Source organism: Paenibacillus sp. Y660 (assembly GCF_057221575.1).
On sequence record NZ_JBXBBJ010000005.1, the window covers coordinates 174,685 to 193,286 of the forward strand.

The 18,602-nt window shown below is 47.4% G+C and carries 18 protein-coding genes and 1 other annotated feature; of the genes, 15 read left to right on the forward strand and 3 right to left on the reverse strand.

Features of this window, described 5'->3' with window-relative positions:
* Nucleotides 1-6 precede the first annotated feature (6 nt).
* The 4 genes from murA (at nt 7) to ftsZ (ending at nt 4,852) form a co-directional block, all read left to right on the forward strand.
* Nucleotides 7-1,275 carry a UDP-N-acetylglucosamine 1-carboxyvinyltransferase gene (gene murA / locus AC2TDN_RS08915; RefSeq protein ID WP_482066782.1) on the forward strand — a complete coding sequence of 423 codons (1,269 nt, stop codon included), beginning with the start codon at nt 7-9 and terminating at the stop codon, nt 1,273-1,275.
* 111 nt (nt 1,276-1,386) lie between these two features.
* Nucleotides 1,387-2,157: a cell division protein FtsQ/DivIB gene (locus AC2TDN_RS08920; protein ID WP_484687700.1), complete on the forward strand. Its 771-nt coding sequence runs from the start codon at nt 1,387-1,389 to the stop codon at nt 2,155-2,157.
* Nucleotides 2,158-2,377: 220 nt separating this feature from the next.
* Nucleotides 2,378-3,619 carry a cell division protein FtsA gene (gene ftsA / locus AC2TDN_RS08925; RefSeq protein ID WP_482066784.1) on the forward strand — a complete coding sequence of 414 codons (1,242 nt, stop codon included), beginning with the start codon at nt 2,378-2,380 and terminating at the stop codon, nt 3,617-3,619.
* A gap of 117 nt (nt 3,620-3,736) precedes the next feature.
* Nucleotides 3,737-4,852 carry a cell division protein FtsZ gene (gene ftsZ, locus AC2TDN_RS08930; RefSeq protein ID WP_482066785.1) on the forward strand — a complete coding sequence of 372 codons (1,116 nt, stop codon included), beginning with the start codon at nt 3,737-3,739 and terminating at the stop codon, nt 4,850-4,852.
* 1,067 nt (nt 4,853-5,919) lie between these two features.
* On the opposite strand, the gene AC2TDN_RS08935 is transcribed toward ftsZ, so the two are convergent.
* Entirely contained in the window at nt 5,920-6,576 is a 657-nt protein-coding gene (locus AC2TDN_RS08935) for a DUF559 domain-containing protein (protein ID WP_482066786.1), read from the reverse strand.
* A gap of 526 nt (nt 6,577-7,102) precedes the next feature.
* On the opposite strand from AC2TDN_RS08935, the gene spoIIGA reads away from it, so the two are divergent.
* From spoIIGA to sigG, 3 genes are all read left to right on the forward strand, one after another.
* Nucleotides 7,103-8,020 carry a sigma-E processing peptidase SpoIIGA gene (gene spoIIGA / locus AC2TDN_RS08940; protein ID WP_484687701.1) on the forward strand — a complete coding sequence of 306 codons (918 nt, stop codon included), beginning with the start codon at nt 7,103-7,105 and terminating at the stop codon, nt 8,018-8,020.
* Between the two features lie 37 nt (nt 8,021-8,057).
* A complete protein-coding gene (sigE, locus tag AC2TDN_RS08945; RefSeq protein ID WP_054027973.1) occupies nt 8,058-8,780 on the forward strand; it encodes an RNA polymerase sporulation sigma factor SigE in 723 nt (240 codons plus the stop codon).
* A 103-nt stretch (nt 8,781-8,883) separates the two neighbouring features.
* Nucleotides 8,884-9,666 carry an RNA polymerase sporulation sigma factor SigG gene (gene sigG / locus AC2TDN_RS08950; protein WP_056638991.1) on the forward strand — a complete coding sequence of 261 codons (783 nt, stop codon included), beginning with the start codon at nt 8,884-8,886 and terminating at the stop codon, nt 9,664-9,666.
* A gap of 64 nt (nt 9,667-9,730) precedes the next feature.
* Here the strand turns inward: sigG and AC2TDN_RS08955 are convergent, their stop codons facing one another.
* Nucleotides 9,731-10,159, reverse strand: coding sequence for a DUF3995 domain-containing protein (locus AC2TDN_RS08955; protein WP_484687702.1), 429 nt, complete (start codon nt 10,157-10,159; stop codon nt 9,731-9,733).
* A 2-nt stretch (nt 10,160-10,161) separates the two neighbouring features.
* A complete protein-coding gene (locus AC2TDN_RS08960) occupies nt 10,162-10,743 on the reverse strand; it encodes a TetR/AcrR family transcriptional regulator (RefSeq protein WP_484687703.1) in 582 nt (193 codons plus the stop codon).
* Between the two features lie 223 nt (nt 10,744-10,966).
* Here AC2TDN_RS08960 and AC2TDN_RS08965 point away from each other — a divergent pair, with 223 nt between their 5' ends.
* The 8 genes from AC2TDN_RS08965 (at nt 10,967) to ileS (ending at nt 18,577) form a co-directional block, all read left to right on the forward strand.
* On the forward strand, nt 10,967-11,248 hold the full coding sequence (locus AC2TDN_RS08965) for a YlmC/YmxH family sporulation protein (protein WP_482066790.1): 282 nt from the start codon (nt 10,967-10,969) through the stop codon (nt 11,246-11,248).
* Nucleotides 11,249-11,345: 97 nt separating this feature from the next.
* The gene (pgeF, locus tag AC2TDN_RS08970) at nt 11,346-12,197 is read left to right on the forward strand and encodes a peptidoglycan editing factor PgeF (protein ID WP_484687704.1); all 852 of its coding nucleotides are present in this window, start codon (nt 11,346-11,348) and stop codon (nt 12,195-12,197) included.
* Nucleotides 12,198-12,203: 6 nt separating this feature from the next.
* Nucleotides 12,204-12,920: a YggS family pyridoxal phosphate-dependent enzyme gene (locus AC2TDN_RS08975; protein ID WP_484687705.1), complete on the forward strand. Its 717-nt coding sequence runs from the start codon at nt 12,204-12,206 to the stop codon at nt 12,918-12,920.
* A 3-nt stretch (nt 12,921-12,923) separates the two neighbouring features.
* On the forward strand, nt 12,924-13,373 hold the full coding sequence (locus tag AC2TDN_RS08980; RefSeq protein WP_482066793.1) for a cell division protein SepF: 450 nt from the start codon (nt 12,924-12,926) through the stop codon (nt 13,371-13,373).
* Nucleotides 13,374-13,380: 7 nt separating this feature from the next.
* Nucleotides 13,381-13,656 carry a YggT family protein gene (locus AC2TDN_RS08985; protein ID WP_482066794.1) on the forward strand — a complete coding sequence of 92 codons (276 nt, stop codon included), beginning with the start codon at nt 13,381-13,383 and terminating at the stop codon, nt 13,654-13,656.
* A gap of 18 nt (nt 13,657-13,674) precedes the next feature.
* The gene (locus AC2TDN_RS08990; protein ID WP_482066795.1) at nt 13,675-14,457 is read left to right on the forward strand and encodes a YlmH family RNA-binding protein; all 783 of its coding nucleotides are present in this window, start codon (nt 13,675-13,677) and stop codon (nt 14,455-14,457) included.
* Between the two features lie 94 nt (nt 14,458-14,551).
* Nucleotides 14,552-15,049 carry a DivIVA domain-containing protein gene (locus tag AC2TDN_RS08995; RefSeq protein ID WP_482066796.1) on the forward strand — a complete coding sequence of 166 codons (498 nt, stop codon included), beginning with the start codon at nt 14,552-14,554 and terminating at the stop codon, nt 15,047-15,049.
* Between the two features lie 79 nt (nt 15,050-15,128).
* Nucleotides 15,129-15,432: a binding site (T-box leader), on the forward strand.
* Nucleotides 15,433-15,478: 46 nt separating this feature from the next.
* On the forward strand, nt 15,479-18,577 hold the full coding sequence (gene ileS / locus AC2TDN_RS09000; RefSeq protein ID WP_484687706.1) for an isoleucine--tRNA ligase: 3,099 nt from the start codon (nt 15,479-15,481) through the stop codon (nt 18,575-18,577).
* Nucleotides 18,578-18,602 lie beyond the last annotated feature (25 nt).

Here is an 18,602-nt window from a genome sequence, read left to right on the forward strand (position 1 = left end):
GATACATTGGACAAATTGGTGATTGAAGGTGGGAAACCTCTCTCAGGAACCATAGTTATCCAAGGAGCGAAAAATGCCGCTTTGCCGATTCTGGCTGCCAGTCTGCTGGCTGAAGGCACAACAACGATAGATCATGTGCCTGATTTGCTGGACATCGATGTCATGCTGAACATTTTGCGCGAATTAGGATGCCGCGCCGAGCATTCGGGAGGAACAGTTGTGCTGGATACTGAAACCGCACATACCTCTCACGTGCCGGAATCGTTAATGAGACAGATGCGCTCTTCTATTTTTCTAATGGGGCCTTTGCTAGCTAGGTTTGGCGAGACGCAAGTTTACCTGCCTGGGGGCTGTGCAATTGGTGAGAGAAAGATTGATCTTCATTTAGAAGGCTTGAAGGCGCTTGGGGCTGAAATAGAAGAATTCGGCAACCGCATTATGTGCCGTGCGGACAAATTGCTGGGCGCCGATATTCATTTAAGTTTCCCAAGCGTTGGAGCAACAGAAAACATTATGATGGCCGCTGCTTTGGCGGAAGGCCGAACTACCATTAGCAACGCCGCACGTGAGCCGGAAATTCAAGATTTGCAGCGTTTTCTAAATGCGATGGGCGCGAAGATTATGGGTGCCGGAACCGACACGATAACGATAGATGGGGTACAGTCGCTAACACCATGTCGTTATAAGGTCATTCCCGACCGCATAGTAGCAGGGACGATTATGGTAGCTGCCGCCGCGACACGCGGCTATGTGACTCTCCAAAACACGCAGCCGGCCCACTTATCCTCTTTGATTCATGTTCTGCGCCGTGCAGGTGTTCAAATCGTTGTCGACGGTGATATAATTAAAGTTGGCAGTGCAGCCAGACCCAAAGCGGTTGAGAGGATTGTAACCTCTCCTTATCCGGCTTTTCCTACCGATTTGCAGTCTCAGGTTATGGTGCTGCTTACGCTTGCTGATGGTGTAAGCGTATTGAAGGAAACGATTTTTGAAGGCAGACTAAAGCATGTGGATGAACTGTCTCGTATGGGCGCCGACATTCGGGTGGATATGAATGCCGCATTCATTCGTGGCGTGCCAAGGCTTTATGGAGCTACGGTGGAGGCGACGGACCTGAGAGCTGGCGCAGCCCTTGTAATTGCGGGTCTAGCAGCGCAAGGCAAGACGGTCGTAGAGCAAATCCATCACATCGACCGAGGCTACGAAAAAATCGAAACGATGTTGTCTAGGCTGGGTGCGCGCATTTCGCGATATTCTCCGGTGCCTAATAACTAATACTAAGCGCATGAGCTGCAAGATAGAAACAGCCGGTACCCTATTGATGCAAAGCGTAAGCTGAAGCATGGAGGCTAGCCGGATGTTTTTTGGGGAAAGAAGGGACAAGTTATGAGCTCGCAGATGCCTGTACTGAAGGAACCTAATCGAAAGCGAATGGGCAGCCGAAAGCTGTTAACCATACTTATTCTATTGTTTGTTGCTCTGCTTACGGTATTATTTTTTAATTCTTCCATTAGCAAGGTTTCAGAAATACAAATTGAAGGTACAAGATTTGTTACACATGAAGAAATCAACAAGGCAGCTGCGATCCTGGTTGGCGATGCGTTCTTCCGTACTTCATCCTCGACGATCAAGGAAAGAGTTTTGACGCTGCCGCAAATAAATGATGTGAAGGTTACAAAAGTGTTTCCAGGTCTTCTTAAAATTGCAGTGGAGGAGTATCCGGTGGTTGCGTTCGAGCTTTCCAAGCAAGGGGAAATGACGGCGCTCTTGTCAAATGGTACAACCGTGGAAGCGGATAGCGATGTTATGCAGCTTGTGGACAAGCCTGTGCTGTCCGGCTGGACCGACGATAACCCAGTAAAGGCAGAGTTAACGACACAGCTCGGCAAAATAACGGCGAAGCAGCTCTCTGACCTTTCGGAGATTATCCCATATCCTTCATCGGCTTATCCTGATCGCATAAGGATATATACACGAACAAAATTTGAAGTGGTCACGGCCGTTTCCGTGCTTACGGAGAAGATTGAAGCGCTGAACGCTGTAATCGAAACACAAGAGCCAGGCAAGATCACGATGCTGCTTGCGGATACATATGTTCCTTTTCAAAGCGAAAGTCTAGAAAATATGGACGCTGACCAAAAAGAGACTACTCAATAGCTTCAAAGAATGGTAGAATTTTATTTATCGCATTTAAACTCGATGGGGCTGGATAACATTAGGAAATATAGAGTGCCGCAAGGGGCGGGACTCGACAAAAAGCGAAAATACTACGAAAACTTTGTTGAAAAAAGAGGGAAAATATTAAAAGCGTTGAATTAGTAGGAATACCTTGAACAAGTGAAATATTAATTTTTATTTGAAACGGAGGTGCCGCAGGATGAGCAGTAACGACATCATCGTCAGTTTGGACATCGGTACATCCAAAGTTCGTGCTATTATTGGTGAAGTGAATAATGGAGCCATTAATATTATTGGAGTTGGATCTGCCGACTCAGAGGGTATTCGCAAAGGAGCAATTGTAGATATTGACCAAACCGTGCAATCGATCCGAAATGCAGTTGAGCATGCGGAGCGCATGGTAGGCATTCAAATATCAGATGTTTACGTAGGAATTCAGGGCAACCATATCGCACTGCAGACCAATCGTGGCGTCGTTGCAGTATCCAACGAGGATCGTGAAATTGGGGAAGAAGATATTGAACGCGTACTTCAAGCAGCTAAAGTAGTAGCGCTTCCACCAGAGCGTGAAATTATTAATTTGGTACCGAAACAGTATTTAGTTGACGGTTTGGAAGGTATTTCCGACCCACGAGGTATGATTGGAGTGCGACTCGAGGTTGAGGCGACCATCGTCACGGGGACGAAGACTGCCATACACAACCTTATGCGTTGTGTAGAGAAAGCAGGCCTTCGTATTTCTGGTGTTATTTTGTTATCATTGGCGTCAGGTGTCGTTTCACTGACCAAGGATGAGAAATCGATGGGCACTGTACTAACGGATATTGGAGCGGGCTCCTGTACGATCGCCATTTATGATCAAGGCGGACTAGCTGCTACATCAACACTGCCAATTGGCGGTGAATATGTAACGAACGATATTGCTTACGGCTTGCGTACACAAAGCGATCAAGCGGAAAAAATTAAACTGAAATACGGATGCGCGAACGTGCTTGACGCGGCTGAAGATGTGAAGTTTAAGGTTACTCGCATGGGAAGCAATGTGGAGAAGGAATTTTCGCAGGTTGACCTTGCAAGCATTATTGAACCGCGCATGCAAGAAATTTTCCATTTGGTTCGCCAAGAAGTACGTCGACTCGGCTATGGGGATAAGGTTAACGGCTATGTCTTAACCGGTGGCTCCGTTTCGATGCCAGGAACGCTCGCTTTGGCCCAGACAGAGCTGGAGTCTTCCGTCAGAATCGCATTGCCTGATTATATCGGAGTAAGAGATCCGGCATTCAGCAGCGGTGTTGGCATGATTCAATACGTGTCGAAATATATGGGAGCTCGAGGAACAGGAGCAGTGAAGAAAACGGCAAGCCGCAAAGCAAGTCCAGCAGCTTCAACGAAACCCGGTATGTTCGAGCGGATCAAAAGCATGTTTAATGAATTTATTTGAAAATATAAGATAATATAAGATTCACCTCTATACGATGCTTATATTTTACCGCGAAACGTTGCTGTATTGTATCAATGATGCTGTCGGCAGTTTACGCTTGACTGGGGGAAAATGAAGATGTTGGAATTCGACTTTGAGCTTGAACAGCTTGCTCAAATTAAAGTAATAGGTGTAGGCGGTGGCGGCAGCAATGCCGTTAACCGTATGATCGAAAATGGTGTTAAAGGCGTCGAATTTATTACGGTGAACACCGACGCTCAAGCGCTTCATTTGGCTAAATCCGAGCATAAGCTGCAAATCGGCGACAAGCTGACACGCGGTCTTGGTGCAGGTGCTAATCCAGATGTAGGCAGCAAGGCTGCTGAAGAATCCCGCGAAATTATTATGAACCAGCTTAAAGGCTCGGACATGGTATTCGTTACCGCTGGTATGGGCGGCGGAACAGGAACAGGCGCAGCTCCAGTAATCGCTGAAATTGCCCGCGAATGCGGTGCATTGACAGTTGGGGTTGTCACGCGTCCGTTTACCTTTGAAGGCCGCAAGCGCTCGGGACAAGCTGAGCTTGGCATCGAGGCGCTCAAAGAAAAGGTAGACACGCTGATCGTCATTCCAAATGACCGGTTGCTTGAAATCGTAGACAAGAAGACTCCGATGCTGGAAGCGTTCCGCGAAGCGGATAATGTACTTCGTCAAGCGGTTCAAGGCATCTCCGATCTAATCGCTGTACCGGGTCTGATCAACCTTGACTTTGCAGACGTGAAGACGATTATGACAGAACGCGGATCCGCATTGATGGGTATCGGTATCGCAACTGGCGAGAACCGTGCTGCTGAAGCAGCACGCAAAGCGATTATGAGCCCGTTGCTTGAAACATCGATTGACGGCGCTCGCGGCGTTATTATGAACATTACAGGCGGCAGCAACCTTTCGCTTTATGAAGTAAATGAGGCGGCTGAAATCGTCATTTCGGCATCTGATCCGGATGTGAACATGATTTTTGGTGCTATCATCGATGAAGATTTGAAGGACGAGATTAAAGTTACTGTTATTGCAACGGGCTTCGAGCATAAATCGGCCGCAGCTCGCCGTATTCCGCAGCAACAGCCAGAAGCAACGGATACAAGACAAGCAGGCAATGCTAATCCAGTTAAGCCTTTTGGCTCAAACAACACATCTAGTGATCAACTAGAGATTCCAGCATTCCTTCGCAATCGCCCACGCAGCGATCGCTAGAACTTTATTTACGCCTCACCAGTTCAAATGGTGGGGCGTTTTTTTTATGTTATAGAGGGCTCATAGCGGTCATAAGCGCATATATGTGCTTACAGTCAAAGAAAGGCATGAAATTTCCCCCAATAAGCACCTATGTGTGCTTAAAGAGAGAAATCGGCGTGTGGGTAGAGTCGAATGGCAGCCGTAAGCGCATATATGTGCTTACAGCTAAAGAGTAACGTGAAATTTCCCCATATAAGTACCTATGTGCGCTTAAAGAGAGAAATCGGCGTGTGGGCAGAGTCGAATGGCAGCCGTAAGCGCATATATGTGCTTAAGGCTAAAGAGAAACGTGAAGTTTCCCCCATAAGCACCTATGTGTGCTTAAAGAGAGAAATCGGCGCGTAGGCGAGCTCAGAAGTGAGCCATAAACGCATATATGTGCTTAATGCCAAAGAAAGGCTTGAAAATGTGCCCCATAAGCACCTATGTGCGCTTATAGGGTGAGATCGAGGCGTAGGCGAACTCGAAAGTCAGCCATAAGCGCATATACGTGCTTAATGCCAAAGAAAGGCATGAAATTGTGCCCCATAAGCACCTATGTGCGCTTAAAGAGAGAAATCGGCGCGTGGGCGTGCTCGAAAGTCAGCCATAAGCGCATATACGTGCTTAATGCCAAAAAAAGGCTTGAAAATGTGCCCCATAAGCACCTATGTGCGCTTAAAGAGAGAAATCGGCGCGTGGGCGTGCTCGAAAGTCAGTCATAAGCGCATATATGTGCTTAATGCCAAAGAAAGGCATGAAATTGTGTCCCATAAGCATCTATGTGCGCTTATAGGGTGAGATCGGCGCGTGGGCGAGCTCAGAAGTCAACCATAAGCGCATATACGTGCTTAATGACAAAGAAAGGCTTGAAATTGTGCCCCATAAGCACCTATGTGCGCTTAAAGAGAGAAATCGGCGTGTGGACAGGGTCGAATGATGGCCGTAAGCGCATACGTCCTTACTCTATGGCCATAAGCGCATACGACCTTACGGCTATAGAGTAAGGCGAAAATCCTTGCCTACAGGGATGCGAATAAAGACGCTTACTTCTCGGGGTTTATTTTGTAGGATCGAATTCTTTTTGTACCATTACCGGCAGGTAGGAGCATTTGTTTTTGCACCATGCTGTGCAGCAGCTTTTGAGCATCTCTTTTATTGATCTTCAAGAGTGCAATAACGTCCGCTGGACGAATAGGATGCGCCAAAGTGGATGAATGCTTTAAAACCTCCAGCTGTAGAAATTCCTCAGCACTAGTTTCATTCTTTTTCCCAATCAAGCTCTTGCCCATAAATTGTTGAAGCAGCTGCTGGCACATGCGGGGTTTTTCTTTTATGTCGTCATACGAGAACCGCAACACTTTCCAACCGTCGAGTATAAGATGGTTCTGGCGCATTAAGGAATCAGAAAATTGCCAACGAGTCATTTCTGCTGAATGTGTGCGATAGCCATCGATTTCGATGACGAGCTGCAAGCCACTCTTTACATATGCAAAATCCAAAAAACGTGTGCCGTCACGAAAGTCGGAAACTTCATACTCGGGATACAAGCCTTCAAACTCCGTAAAGGCAGGGTACCAAACCATTTCTAAAAAATGCTTTTCTGCATGTCCAAGACCTTGCTCAAGTCTTCGCCTGCCCTCTCCCTTGCGTGTATTCAGATTCGCTTCCAGCCAGCGTTCGTAAACCAAATGAAACGACAAAAGAATCAGCCTCCTCCTGAAAATAAAAAAACCGCTTACTTCGGGAAACTAAGTTCCCAAGGTAAGCGGTGTACTTCACTGCTTTGCATCTATAATTTGAATCATACTCTATTTCCATTTCATGAACAAGAGGCTATCTCTTTGACCGCCCATTCGTAATACAGTGAAGTGAGCTGTTTGCGATGGTTACGTAGATGCATGGCTAAATGATGTGGATTTTTTGATGCGAGTGGAAGAAACGGGAAGGTTAGGTCTATATTTTGGACTATACTCTATCTCTGAAGAAGGAAAAAGAATACGTTCCTTGATTAGAAGTGCTTCATAGCTGTATATCTTAAATTCGAAGCATACTATTTTTCCGAACTAAAAAACGGGCGGTTTTTATACAGCTACTCGACAAAAAAAGATATGTCATGCTGTCATGAATAGACAGACTTTGAAATAGGATTTTAATATACTAGTCTCAATCGTTCTCCCGGGAGCCGGCTGCAGGCCCGTTTACCGCCAGTGCAGGAAGGTGACCGAAGTGGCTATTTATGTGGATGTTATGTTTTTGCGAGAGCTGCTTGTTGATGGTGCTATTCTATTAACTTCCGCTTGGGCCCGTCATCTGAAACCACGACCTTGGCGGGTGTTATTGGCTTCTGCTGTCGGAGCTTGTTATGTCGTTTTGATGCTTTTTCCACATTTATCCTTTTTATTTACATTAGCCGTAAAAATCGGGATGTCGCTTTTGATGGTGTGGATTGCTTTTGGGTTCGCGTCCATTCAGCATTTTTTGAGAAATGTCGCGGCATTTTATGCGGTTAACTTTGTTGCCGCCGGTGCGGTGCTTGGGCTCTATTATTTGTTCATGCAAGGGTCCGGTGAGGTTTGGAGGACGATTACGTTCGTAAACGGCAGCATGCGCGTGGAGCTGAAGATGGGATTGTTTTATTTAATTGCTGCGTTTTGTATCGGACTGTATATATACCGTACCGTATTGACGCAAAAACGAGAAAGGGAGCTGGTGCAGACTCATTTGGCAGAGGTCAAAATAACAATTGGAGATCGTATTCAAACCTGCATTGGCTTGATTGACACCGGCAATCAGCTCTATGATCCGTTAACACGGACGCCGGTCATGGTAATGGAAGCTGCATTATGGCAAGATGATTTGCCCGAATCGTGGTTGAATAGCATACGAGATGCACAAGTGGATCGTCTTGTAGCGGGAATGGATGAACAGCCCTTCGTGTGGCAGGATAGGCTTCGTCTCGTTCCATTCAGAGGTGTCAACCGAGGGTCACAGTTCATGCTAGCGATAAAGCCGGATGCGGTTGAGATTACTAGGGAAGGACAAGTATTTGAAACGCGGAAGGTGCTTATCGGGCTTGACGGCGGAAAGCTAACGTCTGATGGAGCATATCGAGCCATTATCCATCCGTCTATGGTACAACAATAAAACCGTATGCTCATACAAACGAGGAGGGATGGGCCAGATGCTCGTCAAGTACAAATTGATCCTTCAGTTATATTATTATCGTGTTATGTTTTTATTCGGATTAAAAAGCGAAGAAATTTATTACATCGGTGGTAGTGAAGCGCTTCCACCGCCATTGACACGTGAAGAAGAAGAATATTTGCTGGAAAAGCTGCCTACGGGTGACACGGCTATTCGTGCGATGCTAATTGAACGAAATTTAAGGCTCGTCGTGTATATCGCCCGTAAGTTTGAAAATACCGGCATTCATATTGAAGATCTCGTATCGATTGGCGCGATTGGTCTCATAAAGGCGGTCAACACCTTTGATCCGGAAAAAAAGATCAAGCTTGCGACGTACGCCTCGCGTTGTATCGAAAATGAAATATTGATGTATTTGCGACGCAACAGCAAAACCCGTACAGAAGTATCTTTCGACGAACCGCTTAACATTGATTGGGACGGCAATGAGCTGCTTTTATCCGATGTGCTCGGTACGGAAAACGATACGATTTACCGCAATATCGAAGAACAGGTCGACCGCAAGCTTCTTCATAAAGCGTTGGATAAGCTTTCGGAGCGGGAGCGGATTATTATGGAGCTCCGCTTTGGTCTTGCCGATGGCGAGGAGAAAACGCAAAAGGATGTGGCAGACCTTCTTGGCATTTCGCAGTCGTATATATCGCGCCTGGAGAAACGGATTATAAAAAGACTTCGAAAAGAATTTAACAAAATGGTGTAAGGCCGCACCCCGCTTGCAGTTGTCGAACGATGTCGCAATAGGAATAAAAAGACCACCCAAGGAGATAATGTACATTAATGTTTCTCCTTGGGAGGTAATCACGTTGACCCGAAATAAAGTCGAGATCTGTGGAGTGGATACCGCGAAACTGCCTGTCCTGAATAATGTCGAAATGAGAGAATTGTTTACGGCATTGCAAACCCGCAACGAGTGGGCAGCAAGAGAGAAATTAGTAAACGGCAACCTGCGGCTAGTACTTAGCGTTATACAACGGTTTAACAATAGGGGAGAGTTTGTGGACGACTTGTTTCAAGTCGGCTGCATCGGACTTATGAAGGCGATAGATAATTTCGACCTCGGCCAAAACGTCAAATTTTCCACCTATGCCGTACCGATGATTATCGGAGAAATACGCCGTTACTTGCGAGACAACAACCCGATTCGCGTATCACGAAGCTTGAGGGATATTGCCTATAAGGCGCTTCAGGTAAGAGATAGCTTGACGAACAAAAATTCACGCGAGCCGACGATCTTTGAAATATCAGAGGCGCTGAATGTTCCGAAGGAAGACGTCGTTTTTGCGTTAGACGCCATACAGGATCCGGTTTCTTTGTTTGAACCGATCTATCATGATGGCGGCGATCCGATATATGTCATGGATCAAATTAGCGACGAGCGGAATAAGGATGTATCGTGGATCGAAGAAATCGCGCTTCGGGAAGCGATGCACAAGCTGAACGACCGGGAAAAAATGATCTTGTCCATGCGTTTCTTTGAAGGAAAGACACAAATGGAAGTAGCCGATGAAATCGGCATCTCGCAGGCGCAGGTTTCTCGCCTTGAGAAGTCGGCCATTCAGCAAATGCAAAAGCATGTTAAAACATGAGTTGAAACTTGAAAAACGGTGCCGCGAGGCACCGTTTTTTTGTTTGCAATCAGAACGAAAATGGTTACGCGATCAACAGCATCCAGAAGGTTAATCCGCTTAGAATCAAGCAAAGCGGAGCGTAAATGAACGAGTCCATTCGTGCAAAGGGAGTATTGCGAATGCTTTTGAAAATGCCGACCGTACGAAATTCACCGATTGCTCGCAAGAGAAATACAACAGCAAGCGACCAGCCTGCGAAGCCTGGCAGCCAAGCAGGGCCAACAGCTGGTAATACATCAACAATCATAAGGAGAGAAGCTGCGGCAGCCCAAAAAATCAAAGTAACAGCAACGATGCCGAGGCGTCCCGGTTTAAAAAGCGGCGAATTTGTATCGCTTCTCGTCGGAACGGCGATCGAGGAGCCTCGGCGACCGCCAAACAGCCAATACAAATGAATGCAGCCTATCAAGAACAATACCGCGCTAACAATACCCGCGAGTACGAATTGCAACTTTAACCCCTCCCGTTAAATGGAATCATTTTTTCGATAAATGGCATCAGCAGGTTAATTTGCTTCTCCGCGTCCTGAGGCGAGAGCATTCGATGCTTATTGCGCTCATGCCAGCCTAAGTAGTAGCTGTACAATAGCTCGGACGTGCTGCATGCTGCCTCATCGGATAAACCGCATTCCTTAAGCAGGCCGGTCATGTAATCCAATCGCTGCTGCTCAATTTGAAGCAGCATTTCCGCGTATGAAAGCTCGGAAGCTCCTAATTTTCGCAAATGATAAACAAAGTCCTTGCCTTCATTTGAGCTGAACATAACGGCAAGCAGCTGCCGCACCTTCTGCATAGGCTCTAAAGTCTGATTGTGCTGGATTAAGGCGATGATCGAGCTGGTCGCTCTTTCATGCCAATAATTAATGATACGTTCAACAAACAAGATGCGATTTTTGAAATACCAATAAAAACTGGTTTTGCTGCTGCAGAGCTGCTTAGCTAGCTGCTCCACAACTAAAGCTTCAACACCTCCGCTTGCAAACCTTTGCAGACCAAGCTTCACCCAATCGAGTTCTGTCGCGACGATTTTTGGCATGGTTCCTCCATGTATTTTTCTTTTTTGTTTATTGTACGATGTCGTACATAATCATAACAGCCAAGTTGGTAATTGGGAAGTATTGTACGATATCGTACATAAAAATATTTTTCATTAACAACGGCTCGTTTTTTAGAGAAGAAGGACATTTTGGGCAAATTGCTCATATAGTTATAGGAGAAGCAAACGGACGATCACTCTACTTGAAAAGCGGTGAACGGAAATGAAAATATCTGATTTTCAGACGAAGGACGTTATCAATATTGTAGATGGCAAAAAGCTTGGTCAAATATCCGATTTGGAGCTTGACTTGCGGCAGGGGCGCATCGATTCCATCGTGGTGCCGCAGTTTACTAAATTTCTAGGCATGTTCGGAGGAGGCGGCACGGAGGTCGTCATTCCTTGGCGCAACATTGTGAAGATCGGAGCGGATGTTGTGCTCGTTAGAATGGATGATACGAAGCAGCTGCGTTCCGAGGAGGACGATTTGCACGCTCGCACGTAACACGGTAAACTGTGTCTAAACGAATGGAAGGATTGCTCAGCGTGCGCTAGTCATTTTGCGCGTGCCTAACAAGCCTTTAAATAGAGGTGAAAGCCAAATGGAAGCTTTTAAACATATTCAATCAGCGAAGGGACCTTCGCTTTTTTTGTTGTCCGAGTGGAATGACCGGCTTGAGCGGTTGACCGCTGGATTTACTGGGAGAGATGGCGGAGTAAGCGAGGCGCCGTGGGCGTCTTTAAATATGGGCATGCATGTCGGTGACCTTGATGAAGCGGTTATTGCGAACCGACGGTTATTGACTGATGCTGTCGGATGGCCGTTTGAAGCGTGGACCTGCGCTGAGCAGGTGCATGGGAATCGTGTGCATCAGGTAACGGAAGCGGAGAAGGGAAGAGGCAGAGCGACTCTGGGCGATGTGCTAAAAGATTGCGATGCAATCATGACGGACGTGCCGGGTGTGCTGCTCGCTTCTTTTTATGCTGATTGTGTGCCGCTCTACTTCTACGACCCTGAGCATGATGCGATCGCGCTTGCACATGCCGGATGGAAGGGCACCGTGCAGCAGATTGCCTCGGAGACGATACAAGCTATGGTAAGCGCGTATGGAACGAATCCACATGCGATGCTCGCTGCGATTGGCCCATCAATCGGCGGATGCTGCTATGAGGTTGACGGGCCGGTGATAAATCAAGTCCAGCAGCTATTGGAGAGACTGGGACTTCCGGGTGATGAAGCTGAAACGATGCTCAAGAAAGCAGGCAATGGCAAAGCGAACTTAGACTTGAAAGAAATAAACCGACAGATTATGATAAAAGCAGGAATTTTGCCGACATGTATCGAATTAACAGAGTGGTGCACCGGATGCAGGCGGGATTTGTTCTTTTCCCATCGCAAAGAAGGTGGCATGACCGGCCGAATGGCCAGTTGGATCGGCATTCGGGAGAGGTGAGGCAGGATGTCTACTATACAGGATAGAATTCAGCTCGTTGAAGAGCGGATCCAGAAGGCTTGCGAGCGTTCGGGACGAAGCAGGGAAGAAATTCAAATTATTGCGGTCACAAAGTATGTGTCCTTAAATACAACAAAGACTGTTTTCGAGCAGGGCTTGCGCCATCTTGGCGAAAACCGCTGGAAGGTCGCGCAGGAGAAATGGGAAGCGATTAGCGGGAATGTCGAGCAAGATGCGGACGTGCAGCCCATTTGGCATTTTATTGGATCATTGCAAACGAATAAAGTGAAAGACGTCATTGGAAAGTTTACATACATGCATTCGTTGGACAGGCTTTCGCTAGCTGAGGCAATTGACAAGCGGGCTTCACAGCTCGGCATTATCGTCCCATGCTTCATTCAAGTAAACGTCTCTGGCGAGGATTCGAAGCAAGGCCTTGAACCAGAGCAGCTGTTTTCATTTGTGGAGCAGCTCGGCGCGTTTCATTCGATTAAGCCAATTGGGCTAATGACGATGGCTCCGTATGAAGCGGAGCCCGAGCAAACCAGAACAGTTTTTAGAGCTTTACGAGAGCTGCGGGATGAGCTGCAACAGCGCCCGGAACTTCCAAATACGATCACCCATCTTTCAATGGGCATGTCGAATGATTTTGACGTAGCGATTGAAGAAGGAGCGACATGGATTCGCCTTGGTACGATACTAGTAGGGAAAGAGGAGGAATAATAGATGAGTGTCATTAACCGTTTTATGAGCTATTTTGGTTTCCATGATGAAGAAGAAGTCGTTGAGAGAGAACGGGTCGTCCAGCAGGAAGAGCAAGAAGCTGAAACTTCTCCCTTCGAGGCACGTAAAAACACAAAGAGCAATAATGTTGTCAGCATTCACTCGCAGAAAAATGTCAGAGTTGTGCTTAGCGAGCCCCGTTCTTACGATGAAGCACAAGAAATTGCTGACCATTTGCGTTCGCGTCGTGCCGTCATCGTCAACTTGCAACGCGTCCGCAATGATCTTGCTGTACGGATTGTTGATTTCCTAAGCGGTACAGTGTACGCTTTAAACGGGAGTATCTCTAAGCTAGGCCCAAATATTTTTCTATGCACGCCGGATTCAGTGGAAATTCAAGGTGCTATAACGGAAATGCTGGCCGATGAGAACGACTACAATAAAATGAGGTGACCTTGAGTTGTTAAATAGTATTGAAGGAGCAATAAATACGCTGCAAAGCATTTACAGTTTTATGATCATCGGGTATGTGCTGCTGTCATGGCTGCCAAATGCTCGCGATAGCTTTATCGGCGTGTTTCTTGGCAAGCTTGTAGAGCCCTACCTCGGAATATTCCGGAGATTTATCCCGCCGATCGGCGGCATGCTGGATCTATCCCCGATTATTGCTCTCTTCGCTTTGCGTTTCATAGCAGCAGGCTTGATGGGAGTAATTAAATTTTTCGTTAACAGTTAACAAAAGGAATGAAAGCTTATGAAACAAGGTATATATGATCATTTCCACCCCGACGAGAAAGCTTTTGTCGATCGGGCAGAGGAATGGATAGAGCGGTCCGCACAGCAGCATGAGCTGAAGCGGACCGATTTTTTAGACCCAAGGCAAGCACAAATCCTGACCATATTAGCTAATCGCAATCCAGACGTGAACGTTCGCCTTGATGGCGGCAGTGAGCTGGCAGAACGGAAACGGGCCATTATTGGACCGGATTATCGCAGCTTGGATGATGAGGCGATCGGCATTTCGGTGCTTGAGGTAAATGGGTCTGGACAAGCTAGCCTTGAGCTTGATCATGGTGATTTTTTGGGCGCATTGCTCGGACTTGGCATTAAACGTGATCGAATTGGTGATATACATGTACATGAACATTTTTGCCATATCATCGTTTTAGATGAAATTGCCGATTACTTAAATATACACCTGAGACAGGTTCATCGCATGAATGTTCTGACGGACATCATTCCGCTTGCAGAGCTGCAGACCGTTGTGCCGAAGCTGGAGGAGATGAGCTTATCCGTAGCTTCCATGCGATTGGACGGCATTGCGAGCGACGTATATCGGATTAGCAGATCCAAAATTGTAGATCCGATACGAGCAGGCAGATGCCGAGTGAACTGGAAATCGGAAGAGGACCCATCCGAGCAGCTTCGCGCGGGAGACGTTGTGTCTTTTAAGGGACTTGGACGATTTAAAGTGATTGAGGTCGATGGTGTGACAAAAAAGGGCAGAATACGCGTCAGGATAGGCAAATTTATTTGAACGATTGCAGGATTTTACCTGTAGTTGTCGAAAGTGTTCACATCAATAGTAAATCCGGTTGCCAGAGTCACAAATACCATGAGGAGGTGCGCCAATGCCTTTATCGCCATTGGACATACATAACAAAGAGTTTGGTCGGAGACTGCGCGGCTATGATGAGGACGAAGTCAACGAATTTCTAGATCAAGTCATCAAAGACTATGAATCGCTTATTCGTGAAAATAAAGAGCTGCAAAATCAATTGCTTGGCCTGCAGGAAAGATTGAATCATTTTACAAATATCGAAGAAACGCTAAGCAAAACGATTATTGTAGCGCAGGAAGCTGCTGACGAGGTAAGAAGCAATGCGAAGAAGGAAGCGCAGCTGATCATTAAGGAATCGGAGAAAAATGCCGATCGTATCATTAATGATTCGCTTGCGAAGTCTCGCAAGGTTTCTCTTGAGGTTGAAGAGCTCAAGAAGCAAGCATCTGTGTATCGCGCTCGTTTCCGGACGCTCGTAGAAGCGCAGCTTGAGCTGCTTGCCGTTGACGGCTGGGATACGCTGGAGCCGAAAGCAAGACAAGCAGAGCGTGAGCTGACGCTCGGTTAGTTTAACCGCAAATAGGCGAATTGACATTTGACATTTGGCCTGTTGTTACGCTATAACTAATGATAATGAATCATTGATCTAAACTTCGTTGACGAGAACAAGTACGTTTTAGGGTCACTCCTCAGAGAGCCGGCGGCAGCTGAAAGCCCGGTGTGTGAGCCAATTCGGAATATCCTCTCTGAGAAGCGGCGCCGAACCTGCGAGAGCAGCAGTAAGTGCTGACGGCTGTCCCCCGTTACAGGGAACGCGAACAGAACGTTCGCGACTAAGGTGCCGCATGAAGCGCAGTTCGAGTGAGCTGTTTGCCTTTATCTTCCTGCTAGCTGTACAGCAGAAGAATATGCGGAACAAGGGTGGTAACGCGACTAAGCCTCGTCCCTTCTCATAGGGATGAGGCTTTATTTTTGTTTAAAATTAGGAGGCTGAATTATGCAACGCGTAGATGTTAAGGAACGTGCCCGCAGTCGTGAGATGCGTGTGCTTGAGCAATGGAAAACAGAGGATACCTTCAAGAAATCAATTGAAAATCGAGAAGGCAAGCCGAATTTTGTATTTTATGAGGGACCGCCAACCGCTAATGGAGCGCCTCATATCGGTCATGTGCTAGGCCGTGTTATCAAGGACTTTATCGGACGTTACAAGACGATGTCAGGCTACCGCGTAATCCGTAAAGCAGGCTGGGATACGCACGGTCTTCCGGTTGAGCTTGGCGTAGAGAAGCAGCTGGGCATTTCCGGCAAGCAAGAGATCGAGGAATACGGCATTGAGAAATTCGTGAAAAAATGTAAGGACAGCGTATTTGAATACGAGAAGCAATGGCGTGAGCTTACAGAAGCGATCGGATACTGGACGGATCTAGACAATCCATACATTACGCTTAAGAATGAGTATATCGAGAGCGTATGGCATATTTTATCAACCATTCACGGCAAAGGGCTGCTGTACCGCGGACATCGCGTAAGCCCGTATTGCCCGGATTGCCAAACGACGCTCAGCTCGCATGAGGTTGCACAAGGCTATGAGGATGTGAAGGATCTAAGCGCGACTGCGAAGTTTAAGCTTGCGGATTCCGGGGAGTTTGTTCTGGCATGGACGACTACGCCATGGACGCTGCCAGCTAACGTGGCGCTCGCTGTAAATTCGGAGCTTGATTATATCCGCGCTTCCAAAAATGGCGAAGTGTATATCGTTGCTCAAAATTTGGCTGAGAGCGTACTGAAGGACGAGTATGAGGTTCTATCGGTTGTGAAGGGTGCAGAGCTGGTCGGCTTAAGCTATGAGCCGCCATTCAATTACGTTGCGATTGAGAAAGGCCATATCGTCATTGCCGGCGATTTTGTCAGCGACACTAGCGGTACAGGGATCGTTCATATTGCGCCTGCATACGGTGAGGATGACTACCGCGTTTCACGCGAGAACGGAATCAGCATGCTGAATGTCGTTGATTTGGCGGGTCGCTACGTTGCGGAAGTAACGGACTTTGCGGGCCGTTTCGTCAAAGACAGCGAGCTTGATATCGATATCGTCAAAAATTTGAGCGAGCGCGGCTTGCTTTACTCGAAGGAGCGCTACGAGCATAGCTATCCATTCTGCTGGCGCTGCAAAACGCCATTGATCTATTATGCAATGGAAAGCTGGTTCATTAAGACAACGGCAGTGAAGGATCAACTGATCGCAAACAACAACAGTGTAGACTGGTACCCGGGCCATATCCGCGAAGGACGCTTCGGCAAGTTCCTTGAGGATTTGGTGGACTGGAACATCAGCCGCAACCGCTATTGGGGAACGCCGCTCAACGTATGGGTTTGCGAAGTGACGGGCAAGGAATATTCGCCAAGCAGCATCGCTGATTTGCGTGCGATGGCAATCGGCGATGTGCCTGAGGATATCGAGCTCCACAAGCCATATGTAGATGGAATCAAGCTGAAATCTCCTTTTGCCGAGGGCGCCGAAATGACGCGCACACCGGAAGTAATCGACGTCTGGTTCGATAGCGGCTCAATGCCTTTCGCTCAGCAGCATCATCCGTTTGAGAATGAGCAGCAGTTCGCTGAGCAATATCCTGCAGACATCATCTGCGAGGGCATTGACCAGACACGCGGCTGGTTCTACAGCTTGCTTGCTGTATCGACGCTATACAATGGCAAAGCGCCTTACAAAGCGGTTATCTCAACCGGTCATATCTTGGATGAGAATGGACAGAAGATGTCCAAATCGAAGGGCAATGTCATTGATCCTTGGGAAATCATCAACGAATACGGCACGGATGCATTCCGCTGGGCGTTGCTTGCAGACAGCGCGCCATGGAACAGCAAACGGTTCTCGCGCGGCATCGTAGGCGAAGCAAAATCGAAGGTCATTGATACAATCGTCAATACGCATGCATTTTTTGCACTGTATGCTTCCATCGACGGCTTTGACTTTAACGAACATGCGGAAATCAAATCGGATAACAAGCTGGATCGCTGGATCATTTCCCGCTTGAACAGCTTGATCAATACGGTAAACAAAGGATTAGAGGTTAATGATTTCCTTAACCCGGCCAAATCGATTGAGACGTTCGTTGACGAGCTTAGCAACTGGTATATCAGACGCTCGCGCGACCGTTTCTGGGGTAGCGGGCTTACCGATGATAAGCTGGCTGCTTACCAGACGCTGCGCAGCGTACTCCTTACGCTCTCACGTCTAATCGCGCCGTACGCACCTTTGCTTGCTGAGGATGTATACGGCAATCTAGGCGGAGTGGGCAGCGTGCATTTGGCTGACTACCCTAAAGCCGACGAGGCTGTGATCGATGAGACGCTGGAGCGCGATATGGAAAGCGCGAAGCAAATCGTTGAGCTTGCGCGCAACGTTCGGAACGAAACGGGCATCAAGACTCGTCAACCGTTGTCTGAGCTTATCGTTTCGCTGGATCGTGATTTTAACGTGGCAGACTACGAGGACATCGTGAAGGACGAAATTAACGTCAAAGCGATTACGGTACAAAATTCCGACAGCGGCTTTGTTGATTTTACGCTTAAGCTGAACCTTAAAGTTGCCGGCAAAAAGTATGGCAAAAACGTAGGTCCAATCCAAGCGCAGCTGAAAGGCTTGAATGCTGACCAAACTCGCAGCATTGTGAACGGCGGAAGCTTCGACTTCACGAGCGCTGAGGGCGAGCAGCTGGCCATTGCCGTAGAAGAGTTGTTGGTTGAGAAACAAGCGAAGTCCGGATTTGCTTCCGCATCAGGCTATGGCGTTACCGTAGCGCTTAATACGGATATTACGCCGGAGCTTGAGCAGGAGGGCTGGGTGCGCGAGGTCATTCGTGCCGTTCAGGATACGCGCAAAAAGCTGGATCTGCCGATCGAGAAACGGATTGACCTTGTACTCGATGTAGATTCTGAGCTTAAAGCTGCTCTTGAAGCATTCAAGGATGTCCTGCACGATAATGTGCTTGTACAGTCAGTAGCCTATGAAGAAACGCCGGAGATGGAAAGAGTATCGCTCGGTGAAAAGGTTATAGGGATTTTCATCCGCGGATAAGGATATAGTATAGAGGAAAACAACA

What these genes read in the sequence shown, in the direction of transcription:
- AC2TDN_RS08920 (WP_484687700.1), top strand. Translation starts at nt 1,387, where the DNA reads ATGAGCTCGCAGATGCCTGTACTGAAGGAACCTAATCGAAAGCGAATG.
- ftsA (WP_482066784.1), top strand. Translation starts at nt 2,378, where the DNA reads ATGAGCAGTAACGACATCATCGTCAGTTTGGACATCGGTACATCCAAA.
- ftsZ (WP_482066785.1), top strand. Translation starts at nt 3,737, where the DNA reads ATGTTGGAATTCGACTTTGAGCTTGAACAGCTTGCTCAAATTAAAGTA.
- sigE (WP_054027973.1), top strand. Translation starts at nt 8,058, where the DNA reads ATGCTCGTCAAGTACAAATTGATCCTTCAGTTATATTATTATCGTGTT.
- AC2TDN_RS08960 (WP_484687703.1), bottom strand. Translation starts at nt 10,743, where the DNA reads ATGCCAAAAATCGTCGCGACAGAACTCGATTGGGTGAAGCTTGGTCTG.
- AC2TDN_RS08965 (WP_482066790.1), top strand. Translation starts at nt 10,967, where the DNA reads ATGAAAATATCTGATTTTCAGACGAAGGACGTTATCAATATTGTAGAT.
- pgeF (WP_484687704.1), top strand. Translation starts at nt 11,346, where the DNA reads ATGGAAGCTTTTAAACATATTCAATCAGCGAAGGGACCTTCGCTTTTT.
- AC2TDN_RS08975 (WP_484687705.1), top strand. Translation starts at nt 12,204, where the DNA reads ATGTCTACTATACAGGATAGAATTCAGCTCGTTGAAGAGCGGATCCAG.
- AC2TDN_RS08980 (WP_482066793.1), top strand. Translation starts at nt 12,924, where the DNA reads ATGAGTGTCATTAACCGTTTTATGAGCTATTTTGGTTTCCATGATGAA.
- AC2TDN_RS08990 (WP_482066795.1), top strand. Translation starts at nt 13,675, where the DNA reads ATGAAACAAGGTATATATGATCATTTCCACCCCGACGAGAAAGCTTTT.
- AC2TDN_RS08995 (WP_482066796.1), top strand. Translation starts at nt 14,552, where the DNA reads ATGCCTTTATCGCCATTGGACATACATAACAAAGAGTTTGGTCGGAGA.
- ileS (WP_484687706.1), top strand. Translation starts at nt 15,479, where the DNA reads ATGCAACGCGTAGATGTTAAGGAACGTGCCCGCAGTCGTGAGATGCGT.